Source organism: Blattabacterium cuenoti, assembly GCF_014251275.1.
In the GTDB taxonomy this organism is placed as follows: domain Bacteria; phylum Bacteroidota; class Bacteroidia; order Flavobacteriales; family Blattabacteriaceae; genus Blattabacterium; species Blattabacterium cuenoti_AG.
In genome coordinates this window covers 27,534-48,600 of record NZ_CP059183.1, presented here as the reverse complement: position 1 = coordinate 48,600, position 21,067 = coordinate 27,534, and the positions used below count along the sequence as shown (strand labels likewise).

At 21.3% G+C, this 21,067-nt stretch carries 15 protein-coding genes and 3 tRNA genes; 1 reads left to right on the top strand and 17 read right to left on the bottom strand.

Translation table 11 applies throughout. The features are described 5' to 3' along the window. Positions 1-12: 12 nt before the first annotated feature. From sucB to H0H76_RS00145, 12 genes are all read right to left on the bottom strand, one after another. The gene (gene sucB, locus H0H76_RS00200) at positions 13-1,200 is read right to left on the bottom strand and encodes a dihydrolipoyllysine-residue succinyltransferase (RefSeq protein WP_185855545.1); all 1,188 of its coding nucleotides are present in this window, start codon (positions 1,198-1,200) and stop codon (positions 13-15) included. A gap of 43 nt (positions 1,201-1,243) precedes the next feature. Further along, entirely contained in the window at positions 1,244-4,042 is a 2,799-nt protein-coding gene (locus tag H0H76_RS00195) for a 2-oxoglutarate dehydrogenase E1 component (RefSeq protein ID WP_185855544.1), read from the bottom strand. A 68-nt stretch (positions 4,043-4,110) separates the two neighbouring features. Further along, complete coding sequence (gene alaS, locus H0H76_RS00190; protein WP_185855543.1) at positions 4,111-6,792, bottom strand: alanine--tRNA ligase; 2,682 nt, start codon at positions 6,790-6,792, stop codon at positions 4,111-4,113. Between the two features lie 49 nt (positions 6,793-6,841). Then, positions 6,842-7,642 carry a lysophospholipid acyltransferase family protein gene (locus H0H76_RS00185; RefSeq protein ID WP_185855542.1) on the bottom strand — a complete coding sequence of 267 codons (801 nt, stop codon included), beginning with the start codon at positions 7,640-7,642 and terminating at the stop codon, positions 6,842-6,844. Between the two features lie 3 nt (positions 7,643-7,645). Further along, on the bottom strand, positions 7,646-10,855 hold the full coding sequence (ccsA, locus tag H0H76_RS00180) for a cytochrome c biogenesis protein (RefSeq protein ID WP_238783883.1): 3,210 nt from the start codon (positions 10,853-10,855) through the stop codon (positions 7,646-7,648). A gap of 40 nt (positions 10,856-10,895) precedes the next feature. Continuing rightward, positions 10,896-11,657 (bottom strand): MBL fold metallo-hydrolase, encoded by a 762-nt coding sequence (locus tag H0H76_RS00175; RefSeq protein ID WP_185855541.1) that lies wholly within the window; start codon positions 11,655-11,657, stop codon positions 10,896-10,898. A gap of 16 nt (positions 11,658-11,673) precedes the next feature. Continuing rightward, positions 11,674-12,681, bottom strand: coding sequence for a recombinase RecA (gene recA / locus H0H76_RS00170; RefSeq protein ID WP_185855540.1), 1,008 nt, complete (start codon positions 12,679-12,681; stop codon positions 11,674-11,676). Between the two features lie 27 nt (positions 12,682-12,708). Beyond that, positions 12,709-13,827: a lytic transglycosylase domain-containing protein gene (locus H0H76_RS00165; RefSeq protein ID WP_185855539.1), complete on the bottom strand. Its 1,119-nt coding sequence runs from the start codon at positions 13,825-13,827 to the stop codon at positions 12,709-12,711. A 161-nt stretch (positions 13,828-13,988) separates the two neighbouring features. Beyond that, positions 13,989-14,180, bottom strand: a complete 192-nt coding sequence (locus tag H0H76_RS00160; RefSeq protein WP_185855538.1) for a Sec-independent protein translocase subunit TatA/TatB — start codon at positions 14,178-14,180, stop codon at positions 13,989-13,991. Between the two features lie 54 nt (positions 14,181-14,234). Further along, positions 14,235-15,245, bottom strand: a complete 1,011-nt coding sequence (locus tag H0H76_RS00155; RefSeq protein ID WP_185855537.1) for a sugar phosphate nucleotidyltransferase — start codon at positions 15,243-15,245, stop codon at positions 14,235-14,237. Between the two features lie 20 nt (positions 15,246-15,265). Beyond that, on the bottom strand, positions 15,266-15,628 hold the full coding sequence (locus tag H0H76_RS00150) for a hypothetical protein (RefSeq protein WP_238783882.1): 363 nt from the start codon (positions 15,626-15,628) through the stop codon (positions 15,266-15,268). Positions 15,629-15,645: 17 nt separating this feature from the next. Continuing rightward, positions 15,646-17,103 carry a lipopolysaccharide biosynthesis protein gene (locus H0H76_RS00145; RefSeq protein ID WP_185855536.1) on the bottom strand — a complete coding sequence of 486 codons (1,458 nt, stop codon included), beginning with the start codon at positions 17,101-17,103 and terminating at the stop codon, positions 15,646-15,648. 133 nt (positions 17,104-17,236) lie between these two features. On the opposite strand from H0H76_RS00145, the gene clpP reads away from it, so the two are divergent. Then, a complete protein-coding gene (clpP, locus tag H0H76_RS00140; protein ID WP_185855535.1) occupies positions 17,237-17,911 on the top strand; it encodes an ATP-dependent Clp endopeptidase proteolytic subunit ClpP in 675 nt (224 codons plus the stop codon). A 2-nt stretch (positions 17,912-17,913) separates the two neighbouring features. On the opposite strand, the gene H0H76_RS00135 is transcribed toward clpP, so the two are convergent. From H0H76_RS00135 to H0H76_RS00115, 5 genes are all read right to left on the bottom strand, one after another. Beyond that, positions 17,914-17,987, bottom strand: a tRNA-Arg gene (locus H0H76_RS00135). A gap of 5 nt (positions 17,988-17,992) precedes the next feature. Then, a tRNA-Pro gene (locus tag H0H76_RS00130) sits at positions 17,993-18,067 on the bottom strand. Between the two features lie 7 nt (positions 18,068-18,074). After that, positions 18,075-18,159 (bottom strand) — tRNA-Ser (locus H0H76_RS00125). Between the two features lie 108 nt (positions 18,160-18,267). Further along, the gene (locus H0H76_RS00120) at positions 18,268-20,292 is read right to left on the bottom strand and encodes an HD family phosphohydrolase (RefSeq protein ID WP_185855534.1); all 2,025 of its coding nucleotides are present in this window, start codon (positions 20,290-20,292) and stop codon (positions 18,268-18,270) included. 122 nt (positions 20,293-20,414) lie between these two features. Further along, positions 20,415-20,915, bottom strand: a complete 501-nt coding sequence (locus tag H0H76_RS00115; protein WP_185855533.1) for an Lrp/AsnC family transcriptional regulator — start codon at positions 20,913-20,915, stop codon at positions 20,415-20,417. Positions 20,916-21,067: the final 152 nt, after the last annotated feature.

Sequence of the window (21,067 nt, the reverse complement as noted above, 5' to 3'; positions counted from 1 at the left end):
ATAATATATGTTTTATATTTCTAAAGTATTTGGTATATTTTCCTTTTTTCCATTCATAAAAAATTTTATTGGATTTTCTATAGATTCCTTTATAGAATACAAAAATCCTACAGATTCTTTTCCATCAATTATTCTATGATCATAAGATAATGCAATATACATTATTGGACGTATTTCAATAGAATTATTAATTACAACTGCTCTTTTTGTAATTTTATGCATTCCTAAAATAGCACTTTGTGGAGGATTTATTATTGGAGTAGACAACATAGAACCAAATACTCCTCCATTTGTTATTGTAAAAGTTCCACCAGTAATTTCATCTATAGATATAGTATTTGACTGAATTTTATTTGATAAATATTGTATATTTTTTTCTATTTCATGAAATGATAAAGTATTTGCGTTTTTTATTACTGGGACCATAAGACCTTTTGGCCCAGAAATAGCTATATTTATATCGAAATAATGAAAATTAATCTTATTATCTCCATTAATAGTAGCATTGACATCTGGATAAAGTTTTAAAGCTCTTACTGAAGAAAGTACAAAAAATGACATAAAACCTAGATTTACTCCATGTTTTTCTTTAAAAGAATTTTTATATTTATTCCTTATAGAAATAACCTCTTTCATATCTACTTCATTAAAGGTCGTAAGTGTAGCTGTTTTATTTTTTACATTAACTAATCTTTCAGAAATTTTTCTTCTTATAGAAGAAAGAGTACTTATTGTAGTTTTTCTGTTATTTTTATCTTCATTTTTATTATCGTAATGTTTTTTTTTATATTTTTTATATTCCAAACAGTCCTTTTTAGTTATTAATCCATGTTTTCCAGATCCAATAATAGAATGCAATGAAATATTTTTTTCTTTAATCAATATTTTAGATGATGGAGACATTTTTTTTTCTACATATACTTTTTCTTTATTTATTTTTTCACATTTATCTTTTTTGTTTTTATAAGAAGTATCAATTAAACATAATAAATCTCCTACTTTTAATTTATCTCCTTTTTTTGCCATTAAATATATAATTCCATTATAATCTGAGGAAATTTCTAAAGTAGCCTTATCAGAATCAATTTCAGCTATTATTTGACCTTTTTTAATATATTCACCATTATTAACTAATAATGATGATATTTCTACTTCTGTAATAGATTCTCCAGGTGATGGAATTTTTATTTGAATTTTCATAATAATAATATTTATATTATTGTTTATTATATTACAAAATTAATTATTGAAAAAATGATTGATCTAATATGTTATTTTGTATTTTTAAAAAATTCTCATAAGAACCAGTAGATGGACTGGAATTTTCAGGTGGAGATATTAAATTAAATGAAATAAATTTATACAATTTTTTTGAAATATAACTCCATAATCCCATATTTTCTGGTTCTTCTTGAACCCAAAATATTTTCTTTGTTTTTGTATATTTTGAAAGTATTTTATTTATATTTTTTATTTCTAATGGATAAATTTGCTCTATTCTAATTAATGCAGTATCATCATTCTTAATCAATTCTTTTTTATTAAGCAAATCGTAATATATTTTTCCAGAACAAAAAATTATTTTTTTTATCTTGTTAATTTCGTCAAATTTTATAGTATGATCATCTAAAACTTCTTTAAAATAACTTGTTGAAAGTTCTTCTATAGTAGAAATACACTTTTTATTTCTAAACAAGCTTTTAGGGGTGAAAATAACTAGAGGTTTTCTAAATTTTAGTTTCATTTGTCTTCTTAATAAATGATAAAAATTAGATGGAGTAGTACAATTTGCTATAAAAATATTATTTTTAGCGCAAAGTTGTAAATATCGTTCTATTCTAGCAGAAGAGTGTTCGGGCCCTTGGCCTTCATACCCATGAGGTAGTAATAAAACAATTCCATTTTTTATTTTCCATTTATTTTCTGCAGAAGTAATATATTGATCTATAATAATTTGAGCACTATTACTAAAATCACCAAATTGAGCTTCCCATAAAGTTAATACAAAAGGAGAGCCAATTGAATATCCATACTCAAAACCTAATACTCCATATTCAGAAAGAGGAGAGTTTAAAATACAAATTTTTCCATTTGTACCTTTTTCTATTTTATTAAAAATAACAAATTCTTCTTCTCCTTCTGTTTTAATAATTGCATGTCGTTGAGAAAATGTTCCTCTAGAAACATCTTGACCAGATAAACGAATATCATATTTTTCAGATAATAAAGTTCCATAAGACAAAAGTTCAGCCATACTCCAGTCTACTAATCCTTCATTAATCATATTTAATCTTTTTTTGAATATATCTATTGTTTTTCTAAAAAACTTTTTTTCTTTAGGTAGGGTAAAAAGTTTTTTAGAAATTTCCAAAATTTTTTCTTTTGGATAACTTGTATCTAATTTTTTTAAATTATTATCTTTATTACTTTTTATTGAAAAATTTATATTTTTTTCTTTTAATTCTAAAAATGGATAAACTATATTATATTTAATATTTTTTGCATTTTTATATTTTATATTCAATAAATATTCGTATTCTTTTTCTATTTTTACTGAATTTTCTTTATCAATAATTCCTTCTTTTTCCAATTTTCTTTTATATATTTCATATCCGTTAATACGTTTAGGTATTATTTTATTATATAAAATAGGTTGTGTAAAGCGAGGTTCATCTCCTTCATTATGTCCATATTTTCTATAACCAATTAAATCTATAAATATGTCTTCTTTATAACGCATTCTAAAATCTATAGCAAAACGAATCGTTTTAATAACAGATTCAATATCTTCTGCATTTACATGTAATATTGGAGATAACATAAATTTTGCAATATCTGTACAATATATACTAGATCTACCATCTTTAGGATTTGTAGTAAATCCAATTTGATTATTAATAACAATATGAATCGTTCCACCTGTTTTATATCCATCCAATTTTGATAACTGTAATACTTCATATACTATTCCTTGACCGGATAAAGCTGCATCGCCATGAATAAGAATAGGAATTATTTTATTGTATTCTTTTTTTTTATTTTTTGAAAAATAAATATCTATTTTTGAGCGAGTTAATCCTTCTACAATAGAAATTACTGATTCTAAATGAGAAGGATTAGGAACTAAATGCATTTCTATTTTCTTTCCAGTACTAGTATTTCTAACTTTAGAAAATCCTAAGTGATATTTAACATCTCCAGAATATTCTTCTTCATTTTCATTATATTCTTTTCCTTTAAATTCATTAAATATTTGAGAAATATCTTTTCTAAAAAAATTAGATAGTATATTTAACCTTCCTCTATGTGTCATACCAAATATAAAACATTTTGTATTATAATTATCAGAAGAATAAGTAATTATATCTTCTAATACAGGTAAAAGAACTTCTACTCCTTCTATTGAAAATCTTTTTTGACCTACAAATTTTTTATGAACAAAGTTTTCAAAATAAACAGCATTATTTAATTTTTTTAAAAAAAAAATTTTTTCTTTTTTATGTAAGTAAAATTTTTTTGTTTGCAACCATTTTTCTATCCATTTTATTTTTTTAGGATTTAAAATATGCATATATTCTATTCCTATAGTATTACAATAAATATTATTTAAATAATCTACAATTTTTTTTAAAGAAGAATTATTAAGTCCTATAGTTTTTCCTGCTTCAAATTTTTTGTTAAGATCATTGTTAGATAATCCAAATTTTTCTAAATTTATATAATATGGTAAAGTTTTTTTTACATATTCGTTATCAAAAATTGAATTAGTATTAGCAAAAAAATGTCCACTTATTTTATAATCTTGGATTAGATTAAGTACCATAAATTCTTTATTTAAATCATCAACGGAAAAATATTTTTTTTCTTTAAAAAGTAAATAATTTTTATTACCTTTTTCATAATTATCTTTTACAAAATCAAATCCATTAAAAAAATGTTTCCAACTAGATTCTAACAAATCTGGATTCTTTTTATATTTTTCATATAATAATTCTATATATTTGCAGTTAATAGCATTTAAAAAAGAATATCTATCTATCATATACTATTTTTTTTCAAATTTAAACATTTTCAGTTTTAATATAATTCGTATAATAAAAGTTTATATTACTATTTTTTGAAAGTTTCTTTTATAAAAATCATTACATCACTATAAACATATTTTAATCCATCTATTTTAGATCCTATAGCTGCAGAAAAGTAAGAATTTCCCCAATATTTTCCTTCAATATGATTTGAAATTTTATTAATTATTTTTTTAGCATTTATATTTTTATCCTTAATTATAGAATCTGAAATAGATATAAAAATCATAGGTTTTTTTATTTCTATGAATCCAACAATTGAAAATAAGTTAGGAATTTCATTTCTTAGTTCTAAAAAAATATTTTTAGCTGTTATCATATTTAATCCTGTTTCTCTTTTTAAATCAAAATCACAAATATATTTAACAGAATTAAATTGAATTGTTTTCATTGCATATTCTTTTTTTAATAATTTTATGTTATTTTTCCATACTATAGAAATTTCTTTTTTAAGTTTTTTATTATCATCTTTTAACTTTATAAAAGCATTTGTAAGTGATTTTGGATTATTTAAATTTATTTTTAACGTATCATATTTATGACATATATCTTTAAAATATATAATTGCTGGATCTGAAGTAATTGCCTTTATTCTACGTATTCCTTGTGATACTGGTTCTTCTGATAGAATCTTAAAAACTTTAATTAATTTAGTATTACTAACATGTGTTCCTATACAAAATTCAGAAGATTCTCCAAAAGTAATAACACGTATTTTACTCTGAGTAATATATTTATTTTCAAATATTTCATTGTAAAAAGAAATATTTTTTTTTGCTTCTTGTAAAGAATTAAACTTTTTTTCTATTAATGGTATATCTGTAAATATTAATTTTTGAACAAAATCTTCTATTTCTTTTAATTTATATAAAGTTATTTTTTCATTATGAGAAAAATCAAATCTTAAATAATCATTTCCTATATATGAACCTCTTTGTTTAATATGATTACCTAATATTCTTTTTAAGGAAAAGTATAAAAGATGAGTAGAAGTATGATTATTTTCTATGTTTTTTCTTCTAATTTTATTAATTTCAGCTCTAAAAATAGAACTAATATTAGTTGGAAGTTTTTTTGAGGAGTGTAAAATTATATCTTTCTCTTTATTTGTGTCAAATATTATAATACTTTCTTGTAAATTTTTTATAATACCAATATCGCCTAATTGACCTCCACCTTTAGGATAAAAAGGAGTTTTATCAAATACAAATTCATAATAATTAGTATTATTTATTTTATTTTTTACTTTTCTGTATTTCTTTATTATAACATTACATTCAAAACAATTATATCCTACAAATAAATTTTCGTCAATTGAAAAATTTTTATTATGTATAACTTCTATCCAATTTTCTTTTACAATTATATTTTCTTTTTCTTTATATCGTTTTCTTTGTTGTGATAATCTTTTTACAAACAAATTCTCGTCAAATAATAAATTGTTTTTTTTTATTATCATTTTTGATAATTCTATTGGATATCCATAAGTATCATATAATTGAAAAATTTTTTCTACATCAACAATTTTTTTATTCTTTTCTTTAGTTTCTTTTATTATATATACAATTTTTTTATTTCCCTTCTCAATGGTATTAAAAAAGGAAATTTCTTCTTTTTTTATTGTTTCTTTTATATATTTTTTTCTTTTCTCTAATCCATTATAAGTATCTTTCATTTTTTCAATAAAAAAATCTATTAAATTATGTAAAAATGGTTTTTTTTGATGTAAAAAACGATTCATATAAATCATTGCTCTACGTAATATTTTTTTTATAACATAACCTGATTCATTATTTGTTGGTAATTGCCCATCATAAATAGAACAAATAACAGCTCTAAGATGATCTGAAATAATTTGTGTAGTAATATTTTGATTTTTATTATTTTGGTAATTATTTCCTAAAGATTCTTTTATATGTTTAATAATTGGAAAAAATATATCTGTTTCATAACTAGAAGTCTTTTCTTGTAAGACCATACATAATCTTTCTAGACCCATTCCAGTATCAACATGTTTTTCAGGTAGTGGAGTTAAAGATCCGTCATGTTTTCTGAAAAACTCTATAAAAACTATATTCCAAATTTCTATTACTTTAGAATGTTTTTTGTTAATAATATCCTTAACCAAGGAATTATGTTTTTCTTTTTTATTTCTTAAATCTATGTAAATTTCAGTACAAGGACCACATGGGCCTATATTTCCCATTTCCCAAAAGTTTTCTTTTTTACCTAAAAAAAAAATATTATTTTTATCTATTAAATTCCTCCAATATTTTAAGGTTTCTATATCCATGGATAAATTATCTTGTTTATCCCCAATAAAAATAGATATATATATGTTTTCTTTTGGAATATTATATACATTAACTAATAATTCCCAAGCCCATGTTATTGCCTTTTCTCTAGAATAATCTCCAAAAGACCAGTTCCCTAACATTTCAAACATAGTATGATGATGACTATCAAGGCCTACTTGTTCTAAATCATTATGTTTTCCAGTAACTCTAAGACATCTTTGAATATTTGCTATTCTTTTATATTTTGGGATTCTGTGTCCTATAAAATAATCTTTAAAAGGATTCATCCCAGCATTAATAAAAAAAATAGTTGGATCATTTTTTGAAACAATAGGAAAAGAAGGAATAATTTTATGTTTTTTTTTTAGAAAAAAATCTAAAAAAATATTTTTTATAATGTTACATTTCATATACATTATTTATTAAATATTATAATATATAATTCTATTTTATTTGCATTTACTTATATTTATTTGATTGTTCTATAGAATCCATAATTTTATTCATAATTTTTTCTGTAGTATCTTTTTTAAAATCTAATTTAATAGGTTTCTTAAATTGCATTTTTTGAAAAATTTCTTTTCTTATTATTTTAATTCCTTTTTTATCAAAAGATTTTTTAAACCCATCTAGTACTATAGGGACTACTATAGGTTTATATTTTCTTATAACATGTACTATTCCCCTTCTTCCAGGAGCAAATTTTTTTGTTGTTCCTTGTGGAAAAGTAATTAACCATCCATCATTAATAGCTTTACCCATACGATTTATTTCATATAGTAATCTTCCATTATTATCATTATTTTTTTTCCCCTTCCACGTTCTTTTTACTGTTACTGCTCCAGAATAAGTCAATAATTTTCCTAAAAAACCATTATTCATAGTTTTTTTATCGGCAACATAATATAAATTAACTTTAGGATTAAATAAATAGATTGGATTTTTAATAGTATTTATAAAACCATTCTTTACACTGCAAAAAACATGAAACATAGCGAAAACATCTGCAAAATAAGTTTGATGATTAGAGACGAAAAGTACTTTATTGTCAGGAAGTTTTTTAAGATTTTCTGTTCCTTTTAATTTTAATCTGTTAAATCCATGATATCTATTATAAGTAATCCATCCAAAAGTAAAAATTAAAAAACGTTTTACTAAGTAAAAATTTCCTAATACGTCTCTAAAAAGAGAATATACCTTTTTTTTTAAATACTTTTTTTTTTTCCTTTTTTTTTTTAAAGAATAAAAATGAGAATTCACTGTTTATTTATTATTAATCCTTTTATAACTATTACTATGTTTACTAATATTAATATGTTTATTAGAATAATAAGAAAAAAATCCTATAATTAATAAAATACAAGTAATATAAAATATCCATTTAGGAATAACTATTGGATCTCCTTTTGCATAAGAATGTAATCCAGAAAGATAATAATTTACCCCAAAATAAGTCATAATAATAGAAAATATGGATAATACACTAAAAAAATTAAAAAAAAATGAACTTTTAACTCCTGGAATTAATCTTATATGTAAAACAAAAGCATAAATCATTATGCTAATAAGGGCCCAAGTTTCTTTAGGATCCCAGCTCCAGTATCGACCCCAACTATTATTCGCCCAAATAGATCCTAAAAAAGTACCTACAGTTAATAAAAAAATACCTATAGTAACACATAATTCATTAATTATTGTTAATATATCTATATTTTTTTGTATTTTTTCATTATATAAATGAAAATATTTTCTAATAATATACAGAATTAAAACTAAAAATCCTAAAAAAGATCCAGTAAAAAAAAATCCATAACTAGATGTTATAATAGCTACGTGCATAATTAGCCAATGAGATTTTAATACTGGTACTAAGTTAGTTATTTCTGGATCCATAATACTTCCATTCGCTAGCATAAGTAAAATGAAAGATCCTAAAGATGTAATACCTGAAACAATTTTATATTTATGAAATATTAATCCTATTACAATAATACACCAACTAATAAAAATAGCAGATTCATAACCATTGCTCCATGGAGCATGATTTGAAATATACCATCTAGAAATTAATCCAAGTGTTTCTATAACGAACAATATTGATAATAATAAAAACAATATTTTGTAAACATTGTGGATAATTTTATCTTTTTTTAAAAAGAATGATACAAATGAATTTATTATAATAATAATTCCGATAAATGCATATAAAAAAGATATATAATAAAATATATTTAATTTATTATATAGAATTTCCATAGATATTTTTGTATCTGTTGGAATAACAGATTTTCCATATTTTATTTGATATAATTTAATTTTTTTTATTTCATTATCAGCTAAATTCCAATTTTTCTCATACTGAGAACGTTGTAAAGCTTTCATATAATTATTTAACATTAATAAACCTATATTATTTATTTTTTTTATATCTAAAGACGTCCAACTATTCCAAGTATTATTTTTATCGTTTGGAATAGGAAAAATACGAATATATTTCCCTTGGAATATTCCGTGAATAATTCCTATACGTTCACTAAGATTAATTACTGCTTTATCATATTCATTTCTTATCATTGGATTTTTTGAAAAAGCTATATGATAATCATCTTTAAGAATAAACTTTATTTCAAGTGTTTTTGTATCAAAATCATAAAGATTCATTATTGATACATAATATTTATTATTTGCCTTTATCTTTTTTAAAAATTTGCTACCTCCTTTTTTATTTACCTTAATAAAAGGTATCCTTGACCAAAAAAAATTATTTTGATGTATGGAAATAAACCATTGATTTGCATCAATTCCTCCTATAGTATCTTTTTTATATATTTTTCTTAGTAGATCAATAGCTGTAGTATTAATAGGTTTAATTCTACCCTGATAGTCTTGTACTAATAATTTTCCAAATTTTTCTGAATGATTTTTTGGGATATTAATAACATTACTTATATTTTCTATAGTAATTTTTTTTTTCTCATGAATATGTTCATTATTATGAGAATAAATAATATTTTTTATTCCACTATTATTAATAATTAAAAAAATAATTATAAATAGGAATTTTTGCCTTGATAAACTATTCAATTTTTTTCTTAGATTATAAAATCTAGTATTTTTCCAAAAAAAAGTAAGAATAATTCCTATACTCATAAGTAAATATCCTGCGTAAGAAAAATAAGTTCCCATATAATCATTATTAACGGTAAGATAAGTTCCTTTTTTATCAATATTATATCCAGACTGAAAAAATCTATATCCTTTGTAATTTAATACGTTATTCATGTAAATAGAATAATTTTTCTTATTATTTTTATCAATTAATGTTATTTTACTAATAAAAAAAGAAGGGAAATCAGATCCTGGATAGTTTTCTATTTTAAATTTATTTAATCTTAAAGAAAAAGGAAGATTTAAAAACATTGGGCCATATCCAATTGATATTTTACAATTATCAATGTTTACAATTGGACTCATAATATTTTCTCCACTTAAAAAAGTAACTAATTTCTTTTTCTTTTTAAAAGAAATCATTGCAGTAATAACGTTAGGATTATAGTTTTTTTCTTTTCCTTCATTTTCACATGATAAAGAAGGAATATATTTTAATTCTCCATTAATAATTCCTTCAGGAATTACAAATACTATTGTAGTTATTTTATTTATTTTAATTTGATATAACTTTCTTATTCCCAAAATAGAAGGTCTATTTTTTTGTAATGGAGTAGAAATCCCATTTATCATATCTATGCATTTTCCAGAAAATGAAGAATTAATATAAAGTTTCTTATTTTTTTCAAAAATATTTATACCAAAAAAAGTTTCATTATTTAATGAAAAAGGAATTCCATTAATTCTTAAAAATTCTCCATCCTTAATAAAATTTTCAATTCTTTCGTTATTATTTGTTGAAATAATTTTTATAACTTTATATTTTTCTTTTTTTTTTGAAAAAATAAGTTTTGCACAAGGGATATATTTAATAACTTTTACTGTTATTGGATCACCTTTAAATAGGAATTTATTTTCATAATTATTATGAAAAGAAGTTAATATGTAAGGGTCATAATATGACCTTATAAAAGATGATTTATTTGCATAAACTTTAATATACTTTTTTTGAGAATAAACCTTGTTATTTGTTTCACCTTCTTTTATAGACATTATTCCTTCGAAACTTAGATATCTAGAAAATATTCCACCAATGAAGATAAATATAAAGGATAAATGAAAAATTAGAACTGGTAGTTTTTTTTTACTCCATAATTTATATTTACATATATTTACTATTAAGTTTATTAAAAATAACAACATCAAAAATTCAAACCATTTAGCTTCATAAACAAATACTTTTGCAAAATCAGTAGAAAATTTTTTTTCTAAAAAAGTAGCTATTGCCATGGTAAATGCTAATAGTAAGAATAAAACAGAAGTTGATTTTAAAGAGAAAAAAATATTTTTTAATATTTTAATCATATTTATAGTATAATTTTTTTAATTTAATATTATAATATTTCTATAAAAGTACCACTAATCCATCATAAGCTAAATGGATATTTTTAGGTAATTTTTTTTGTAGGTCTTTGTGAAATCCAAATAGATAACTAATGTGTGTTAAAAAAGTTTTTTTTGGGCTAATAATCTTTATTATATTCAAAGTGTTTGACAATGAAAAAGGATGTATTTTAAAAATATTTATTATTAGAATATCTAATCCTTTTAATTTATGAATTGTTTTAATTGGTATAATACTAGCATCTGTTATGTAAGCTAAATTTTTTATACGAAATCCCAAAATAGGAAGATTCCCATGCCATATAAATAATGGAGAAATTTTTATAAATTCTAATATTGAATAGTATTTTTTATTATAATCTATTTCTTTTAAAGAAACTTTTAAAGTATTGTTTTTTTTTATCTTATTGGAAAATACATAAGGTAATCTTAGTTTTAAATTTTCTAAAACTCTTTTTAATCCATAAACAGGAATAGTGTTTTCTTTTTTATCATTAATTGGTCTAATATCTTCTAATCCACCTATATGATCATAATGTTCATGAGTTATTAAAATAGCGTCTAAATTTTCACAATAATTATTAAGCATTTGTAAACGGAAATCAGGGCTACAATCTATCAAAAAATATTTATTATTTTTTTCAATTAAAATTGAACTTCTAAGTCTATTATCTTTAGAATCTATAGAATGACATACTGGATGATTACTTCCAATAATAGGAATACCATGAGAAGATCCAGTCCCTAAAAAAATAATTTTCATGATATTATTATTTTTTTCATATCTTAATTTCTTTTTGAAAATATTTGTTGATTATATTTTTTTGTATTTCATTTACAATATTTTTTTTATTTTTTAAAAACTCTATTACAGTATCTTTTCCTTGTCCTAAATTTAAATTTCCATAACTAAACCAAGAACCATTTTTTTTTAATATTCCTATATCAATTCCTATATCAATAATCTCTCCTATTTTTGAAATTCCTTCTCCATATAAAATATCAAATTCTGCTATTCTAAAAGGAGAAGATAATTTATTTTTTACCACTTTAACTCTTGTTCTATTTCCTAATATTTTATCTCCATTTCTAATAATATTACCTTTTCTTATATCTAGTCTTATTGAAGAATAAAACTTTAAAGCATTTCCACCTGTAGTTACTTCTGGATTTCCATATACTCCAATTTTTTCTCTTAACTGATTAATGAATATTAATATGCTTTTAGATTTTCCTATACTATAAGTTAATTTTCTTAATGCTTGAGACATTAATCTTGCTTGTAATCCAATTTTAGAATCTCCTATTTCTCCATCTATTTCGCTTTTAGGGATTAAAGCAGCAACAGAATCAACTACTATTATGTCTATAATATCAGATTTAATTAAATCATCTACTATTTCTAATGCTTGTTCTCCACAATCTGGTTGAGATATTATTAATTCTTTTATATTTACCCCTATTTTTTTAGCATAGAAATAATCAAATGCATGTTCAACATCAATAAAACTTGCAAATCCACCTAGTTTCTGAGATTGATTTATAGCATGTAATGCTAAAGTAGTTTTTCCAGAAGATTCTGGTCCAAATATTTCAATAATTCTTCCTTTTGGAAATCCATTTATTCCTAAAGCAATGTCCAAACTTATCGAACCAGAAGAAATAATTTCTAATTTATCTATTTTAGAATTCCCCATTTGCATTACAGTTCCTTTTCCATATACTTTATCCATTTTTTCTAAAATAGACTGTAATGATTTTCTTTTTTCTTCTATTTTTTCGTTCATAATTACGAAAATGAATGTTTATGAAAATTAATGTTTACGAAAAACTTTTTTATAAACTTTTTTATATTTCACAAGATAAATATTGTTTCTAGAAAATCTTAAAAAAAAATTTTTTTTATAAGGTTTTATGAAATCTATAATAAATTGTGAATTTAAGAATTTTAAGTCTCTATAAATTATATTTAAACTATAAGAAAAAAATTTAACAGAAATTTTTTCTTTTATTGGTACAGATAGAGTTCTTTTATATTTATACTTATAAGGATTATGCAAAAATTTTAGGATGTTATGATATTTATAATAATTCATTATATAATTCATTGCAATAAATCTTGGAATGTAATTTTGAGTTTCCATTGGAAAAAAATCTAATAAATTCCAAAAACTTTTTTTTATTTTATCTTTATTTTTTAAAATTTTATTTACTGTATATGGCCCAGCATTATAAGCTGCAATAACAAATTCCCAGTTTCTTATTTTTTTGTATAAATAACGTAAATAGTTACAAGCAGCATCTGTAGATTTTACAGGATCATTTCTTTCATCATAAAGATTCCTAATAATATTTAAATTACTAATATTTCCAGTATAATGCATAATTTGCCAAATTCCTTTTGCTCCTGATTTTGAAGTAATAATTGGATTTAAGTTTGATTCTACAATTGATAAATATTTTAATTCTATTGGAAGTCTATACTTTTTTAGTTTTTTTTCAAACATTGGAAAATAAAAATCTGATAATGAAATAATTTTACTTATATATTTTTCCATACGTAAATATCTTTCTACAGAAGCATGAACCATGGTATTATACTTAAAAATTTTTAATCTTGATCTTCTATTAATATAATTTAATCTATATTTTAGTTTATCTGGGGTTATATTTTTAATAACGGGAGATTTTATTTTTTTTGTAAAATTTTTACAATATAAAGATCTAATTTTTCTTTCTAATGTTGAAAAATATGATTTTTCTACGTTTTTTTCTTTTTTTTCTTTTAATTTTTTTTTAGATGTAGACGATATAATTTTTGTTGATTTTATAGTAGTTTTTGGTTCTAAAAATGGTTTTGATAAAGACTGAACTATCAAACTTTTTAAAACACACATAAAAAACATAATTTTTTTTTTCGTTATCGTTCCCATTATTAATTTTTAAAATGTTTGTTTAATAATAATAATAATAGTGTATATAATACAGTATGATCTATAGAATAGAATATTAATATAAGAGTGTAAAATGTAAAGTATAAAGTGATGTTTATTAATATAATATAATAAAAAATAAAAAAGGGTTATTTATCTTTTTATTCTGATTCTGATTCTGAGTTTTTAGAAGATTTCTCCTCTGAAGCTTTTTTAAATTCTTTTAATCCAGTTCCTAATCCTCTCATTAATTCTGGTATTTTTTTACCACCAAAAAGTAATAGAGCAAGTATTACAATAACTACTATTTCTGTAGTTCCAAAAGTACCAAAAAACATAGAATTAAAAAACATTAAATATAGTTTTTTGTTATCAAATATAAAAAAAATATTAATACTAATATAATGTTATTTTAAAATAGAATAATCACTTATACTTATTTCTTGTTCTTTTCCTTTGTAAAAGGAATATTTTCCAATTATACTATTATGTAGATTAGCATACATAATTTTAGTGTTATTTTGAATGATAGATTTTTTTATATTACTGTTTTTTATTATTGTGTATTTTTCTATTGAGACATATGGTCCTATTATACAATTTTCAATAATTGTTTCTTTTCCTATATAACAAGGATTTATTATTAAACTATTTTTTATAGTAGATTTTTTATTAATTAAATTATAATTTTTTGACTCCATAGAAAGTATTTTAGAATGAGAAGAAAGTGTGCTATTCTTATTTCCAAAATCCATCCAATTTTTTACTTGACAACTGATAAATCTTACTCCTTTTTTTCTCATTGCTTCTAATACATATGTCAATTGATATTCTTTTTTATTTTTTATATTATAGTTATTCCACAATTCATTTTTTAATGTAATACTATTTTTAAAATAATAAAGACCAATAATAGCTAAATTAGATTGATAATGTTCCGGTTTTTCTATAAAATTTGTAATTAATTTATTAGAATCACATTTAACAACTCCAAATAAATTAGGATTTTTAACTTTTTTAGTCCATATAATATTATCAAAACTTTCATTTTTTATTTTTATAAAAGAAATACTGTTAAATAATGTATCAGAAAATGCTATAATTATTGGGCCACCTATCATAGACTTATCGGCTTTTAATAAAGCATCTGCAGTTCCTAGAGGATATTTTTGATAATAAATTACTGGAGTAATTCCAATTTCTTTAGATAAAGAAATCAACTTATTTTTTATATTATCTATTGGTTTTATAATAAAAATAATTTCCTGTACTGAAAAAAATTTAATGAATTTATATAGGTTATCCAATAATCTTCTTAAAACTGTTTTACCAGCAATAGATAAAAATGGTTTAGGAGTATTTAAAGTATGTGGATATAAACGTAATGCTTTTCCTGCCATTGGAATTATAATTTTCATTTATATTATTTTATTATATTTTATATTCCAGTACTTCCAAAAGATTTATTTCCTCTTTTACTTTTATTTAAAATCATAGATTCTTTCCATTGTATTTTAGTATCGTAATACAATCCTATTAATAACAATTTTTCAAAAGGATTTATAATAATAGGTTTTAAGAATGTATTAATAACAATAATTTTCATTTCTTTTTTTTTTGTTATATGAATTATACATAAGGATAATAAAAAATTTTTTTTTATAAAAAAGCAATTTTTTTTATACTTTTTAATTGAAAAATTTGTATGTATTAATTTTCTTTCTAAATAAGTAATATAAATTGATTTTTTTATATTAGAAATAATTAATATCTGTCTATTATTATTATTTATTTTTATCAAAATATGTTTATTTATATTTATTTAAATAAATTTAATAGTCTTTTTTTCTCAAGTAAAAATACAATTATAATATAAAAAATTTGTAAAAGTAAATTGATTCCTATTTTATTTTCATATGTTATAAAAACAATAAAAATAGCAAATAAAAAATGTATAATTATATTATTTATTTTTCTAAAAAATTCTAAAAATTTTTTTTTACTCCATGAGTATAATATTATTAACATACATCCATATGATATTAAAGTTCCCCACGACGGAATCATAAAGTTTTTATTAGAAATAAATATAAAAAATAAATTAAATAATAATGTAATTAATAATCCTATAAAAGATATATAAGTTCCGATAATAGGTTTATCTAAAATTTTATAAAATATTGACATATTTGTATATATACCTAATAATAGGTTCCCCATCATAATAACAGGAATAATTGATATAGCTATGTGATATTTTTTATCGATTAAAAAATTTATAAATAAAGATATGTTTCCACATATTAATACATAAAATATTAATCCTAATAGAATAAATAAGTAAATAATTTCTTCATAATAGTACTTTGCATTTATATCTTTTGATTTTCTAAAAAAAAATGGTTCAATTCCTAATCTAAAAGTTTTAACATATAAATTCATAAAAGAAGCAATTTTGTAACATGCAGAATAAGCTCCATTTATTTCATCTGATCCCCATCTTTTTATTATTATTTTATCTAAATTTTCGTTTACAGAAAATGATATTGATACAATCATAATAGGGAGACTGTAACTCAACATTTTTTTTACAAAAAGTATGTCAAATTTTTTAATGTTTACTTTTTTTAATAAAATAGGTAATACTAAAAAAAAATTACATAAAGAAGATAATGTATTAGCAAAAAATATATATCCTGTTCTATCTGTAAAAGAGTTTACTATTTCATAAACAAAAAAAAAGTAATTTTTTTTATAAATACAAGAATTTTTATAACATAAAAACATATATGTTATAAAAAATGATTGAATAAATATAATTGTACTATTTACAATAGTATGTCTTAATGGTCTATTATTCGCTCTCAACCATGCCATAGGCAATATACATATTGTATCAAAGAATATTATTATAGAAAACATTAAAAAATATTCTTTGTGATTATAATATCCAAGTATATATGATAAATTATCTATTGAAGTTAAAAAAATAATAAAAAAAAGTAGATTAATTATGAATTGAATAATTACACTAGTTGAAAAAACTGTCTCTTTATCACAATCTTTTTTATATAAAAATCTAAAATATGTATTTTCCAGTCCAAGAGAAAGAATACCTATAACAAGAAAAGATAAGGAATACATATCCGCATATAATGAAAATTCTCCTACTTTTAATGAAATAGTGAAAAATTTCAAAAATATATAATTAACAATTTTTGGAAGAATTGATCCTACAGCGTAAATAATTGTTTGTATTGCCAATTTTTTGTACAAATTCAATTATATTTTTTTAGATTTAAAAATGTGTATAATTTCCATATTTTTTTCAATTTTACTTGAAAAATTTTTTAATGTAATTAATAAATTATTTATTATTAGTAACTTTATTTTTATAATAAAAAGTATAATGAATTATAAAAAAATATCAGAAGATTTTATTCAATATGCAATTAAACATAGAAATATTAATAGTGTAATAGTAGATGATTATATTAAATTAATGACACCTTATATTGTAGAGGAAAGAAAGTTAAATGTAGCACAAATGGATGTTTTTTCTCGTTTAATGATGGACCGTATTATTTTTTTAGGATCATCTATAAGCGATCAAATAGCAAATATTGTACAAGCTCAATTATTATTTTTACAATCTACAGATACAAAAAAAGATATACAAATATACATAAATTCTCCTGGTGGAGATGTATATGCTGGATTAGGAATATATGATACAATGCAAATTGTAGAACCAGATATATCTACAATATGTACAGGAATGGCTGCTTCTATGGCCGCAATTTTATTATGTTCTGGAAAAAAAGGTAAAAGATCAGCATTACAACATTCTAGAATAATGATACATCAACCTATAGGTCATACTCAAGGTCAAGCTTCTGATATTGAAATTACAGTACGTGAAATTTTGAAGTTAAAAAAAGAACTTTACAATATTATATCTATTCATTCAGGAAATACTGTTGAAAAAGTAGAAAAAGATTCAGATAGAGATTATTGGATGACTTCAGAAGAAGCTAAAAAATATGGTATGATAGATGAAATTCTAAGAAGGAAAAAAAAATAAAACAATCACGACAGGATTCGAACCTGTAACCTACTGCTTAGAAGGCAGTTGCTCTATCCATTTGAGCTACGTGATTAAATATCGGGGTAGCAGGATTTGAACCTACGATCTCCTGGTCCCAAACCAGGCGCGATTACCGGACTACGCTATACCCCGTTATATGCGGAGAATGTGGGATTCGAACCCACGCGATATTTACATATCGACAGTTTAGCAAACTGTTCCGTTAACCACTCCGGCAACTCTCCAATAAAACATATAATATATAATACGTGGAACAACAATTATAAAATATAAATATACAAATCTAATACAAAATAGATATAATAGATAGTTTTAATAAATAAATAAAGTAATTATTGTTTTTGTTTTGGATAAACTATTCTAGTGTGATAAATATTTATTAATTTCTTTTTTAGTACCATTTTTATTTTTTCTATTTCTTTTAAAGTAATATTTGCATTAGAAAATTGATTTTCTTTTTTTTGTTTATTTATTATATAATCTACAACATTTTCTAAATCAATGTAAGATGGATTTTTCATACTTTTTGATGCTGCTTCTACCGAATCTGCTATCATAACAATAGTTGTTTCTTTAGAAAATGGTTTAGGTCCAGAATATTGGAATTTTTTTTTATTTATCCTAAAGTTAGGAGAATTTACTTGTTCTTTTCTATAAAAATAATGAATTAAACTGTCTCCATGATGTGTTTTTATAAAATCTGATATAGTGTTTGGTAAATTATACTTTTTTGCTAATTCAACTCCATATGATACATGATCTAAAATAATTTTAGCACTTTCTGTAGGGGTTAATTTTTCATGTGGATTTTCAATATTATATTGATTTTCTGTAAAGAAAATTGAATTTTTTATTTTTCCTATATCATGATATATCCCACCTATTTTTGTTAATAATGAATTTGCTCCAATAGCTACCGCTGCTTCTTCTGCTAGATTAGCTACTGTTAATACATGTTGAAACGTACCTGGAGCTTTTTTAGATAATGATCTCAATATTGGTTTATTAGTATCCGATAATTCTAATAATGAAATATCTGATGTTATGTTTAACATTTTTTCAAATAAAAAAATTAATGGATGAACAAACAAAGTTAAGATCCCACTTATAAAAAATAAAGAAATAGTATAAAAAGATATACTGTTTAAAGTTCCTATTCTAATTAAATGTAAAGAAATGAAAGTAATTATATAAGTAATAATTATTTTTCCTACAGCAATAAAAAGATTTTCCATTTTAGAAATATTTTTTTTAGTTAACATCACTAAAAATCCTGTTGTTGTTTGAAGGAAAGTAAACTCAAAACTATTAGGTGTTACTATAGATAATAATAATATTATGGTTAAATGAATTATAAAACTCAAGTGAAAATTAAAAAATACACGAATACTTATAGGAAGAATACAAAATGGAATAATATACAATATATTAGAATAGTATCTTATTGTAAAAATGGTAGTAATTGATAATAAAAATATACTAATTACCAAAAAATTTAATTTTCTATTATTTTTAAATATTTCGTTTTGGAAATAAAACATATATAACATGAATATAAAAAATATCATGCTTATTATTAAAAAATATCCTATACAAGATCCATAATATTCTTTATTTTTATTACATTTTTCATTCTCATATATATTTTTAAAATTATATAATATATCAAATAATTTTTGATTTATAATTTCATTTTTACCTATAATTTTATCTCCTTTTTTAAAAGAAAATTTTATTTTATTTATAGATTGTATTTTTTTTTTAATTAAAAATTTAGTAGAATTTTCATCATAAATTATATTTGGTATTATTATATTTTTTAAGATTATTTTTGCATGTTTATTATAAAAAAAACTATTTTCAATAAGTTTATTAACTTTATTTTTTGTATATATTTTTTTATGTGGAACTGATATCAAATTATCATTTTTTTTAAAATATATTACAGAAATAACCTTTTCTTTTGGAAATTTTGTATTATCTACATATCCATTTTTATATATCTTTTTTACAATTCTTAGATAAGTTTTATAATCATATTTTTTTGTTTTTATAAAAAGTATTTTTTTTAATTTTTTCTTTGTTAATTTTTCAATTTGTTCATTTCTAATACATAATATTTTAGAATTTTTTCTTATTTTTTTTATCTCATCTTTTAAATCTTTATTACTTTTAGTAATTGAAAAATTAAATGGACAAAAAAAAGTTTCATAATTCCAAATTTCATTTTTATAGAACTTATATTCAAAAACCTTTTTTTTTGGAAAAAAAAATGTTAACAATAAAATTGCACTTACTGGAATTAAAATTTTATTTATAAAATTTTTATATGTATTAAACTTAAAAAAGTTATTCATTATTTGATAAAAAAAACTTTATTTTGTGCAATTTTTTCACAAAAAATATTTTTTATTTCTTTATAATGAATATTTTGCATTTAAAATCAAATTTAATTAACAGAAAATTTATAAATATATTATTAAGATGTTTTTTTATGCAAAATATTCGATAATAATCTATTTTCATCGTTAATGCTTTCTTCTAAACAGATAGTTGATTCAGTTCTTATAACTCCTTTAATTTCACCAATTTTAGAAATTACTTTTCTTGCATCTGACGGATCTTTAGCTATAATTCTGCAGAAAAGATTATATTTTCCAGAAGTTATGTAAAGTTGGACTATATTTGGAATTTTTTTTAATTCTTCTTTTAAAATTTTTGATTCTCTAGAATCAGATAAAATTCCTACAAAAGCTATTAAATGAAATCCTAATGATTCGTATCCAATTATTAATGTACTTCCTTTTATAATTCCTGCATTTTCTAACTTTTTTACTCTTACATGAACAGTCCCTACAGATAGGGGTTTAATTTCTTTACTTATCTGTTTACTTATTTCTGTATATGGGGTTCTTGCATTTGTATTTAATTTTTTTACTATAGTATTATCTATTTCGTCTGTATTATGTATTAGAATCATTGTTTTATATTTTTATTATTTATTTTTGATATTGATAATTGATAAAGATATTAAAAATACCAAAATACAAAACTTTATTTTTTATAAAATAATATTAAGTATTTTTTGGTAAATGGGTAAATATTTTATTAAAAAAAATATATTGCATTGTT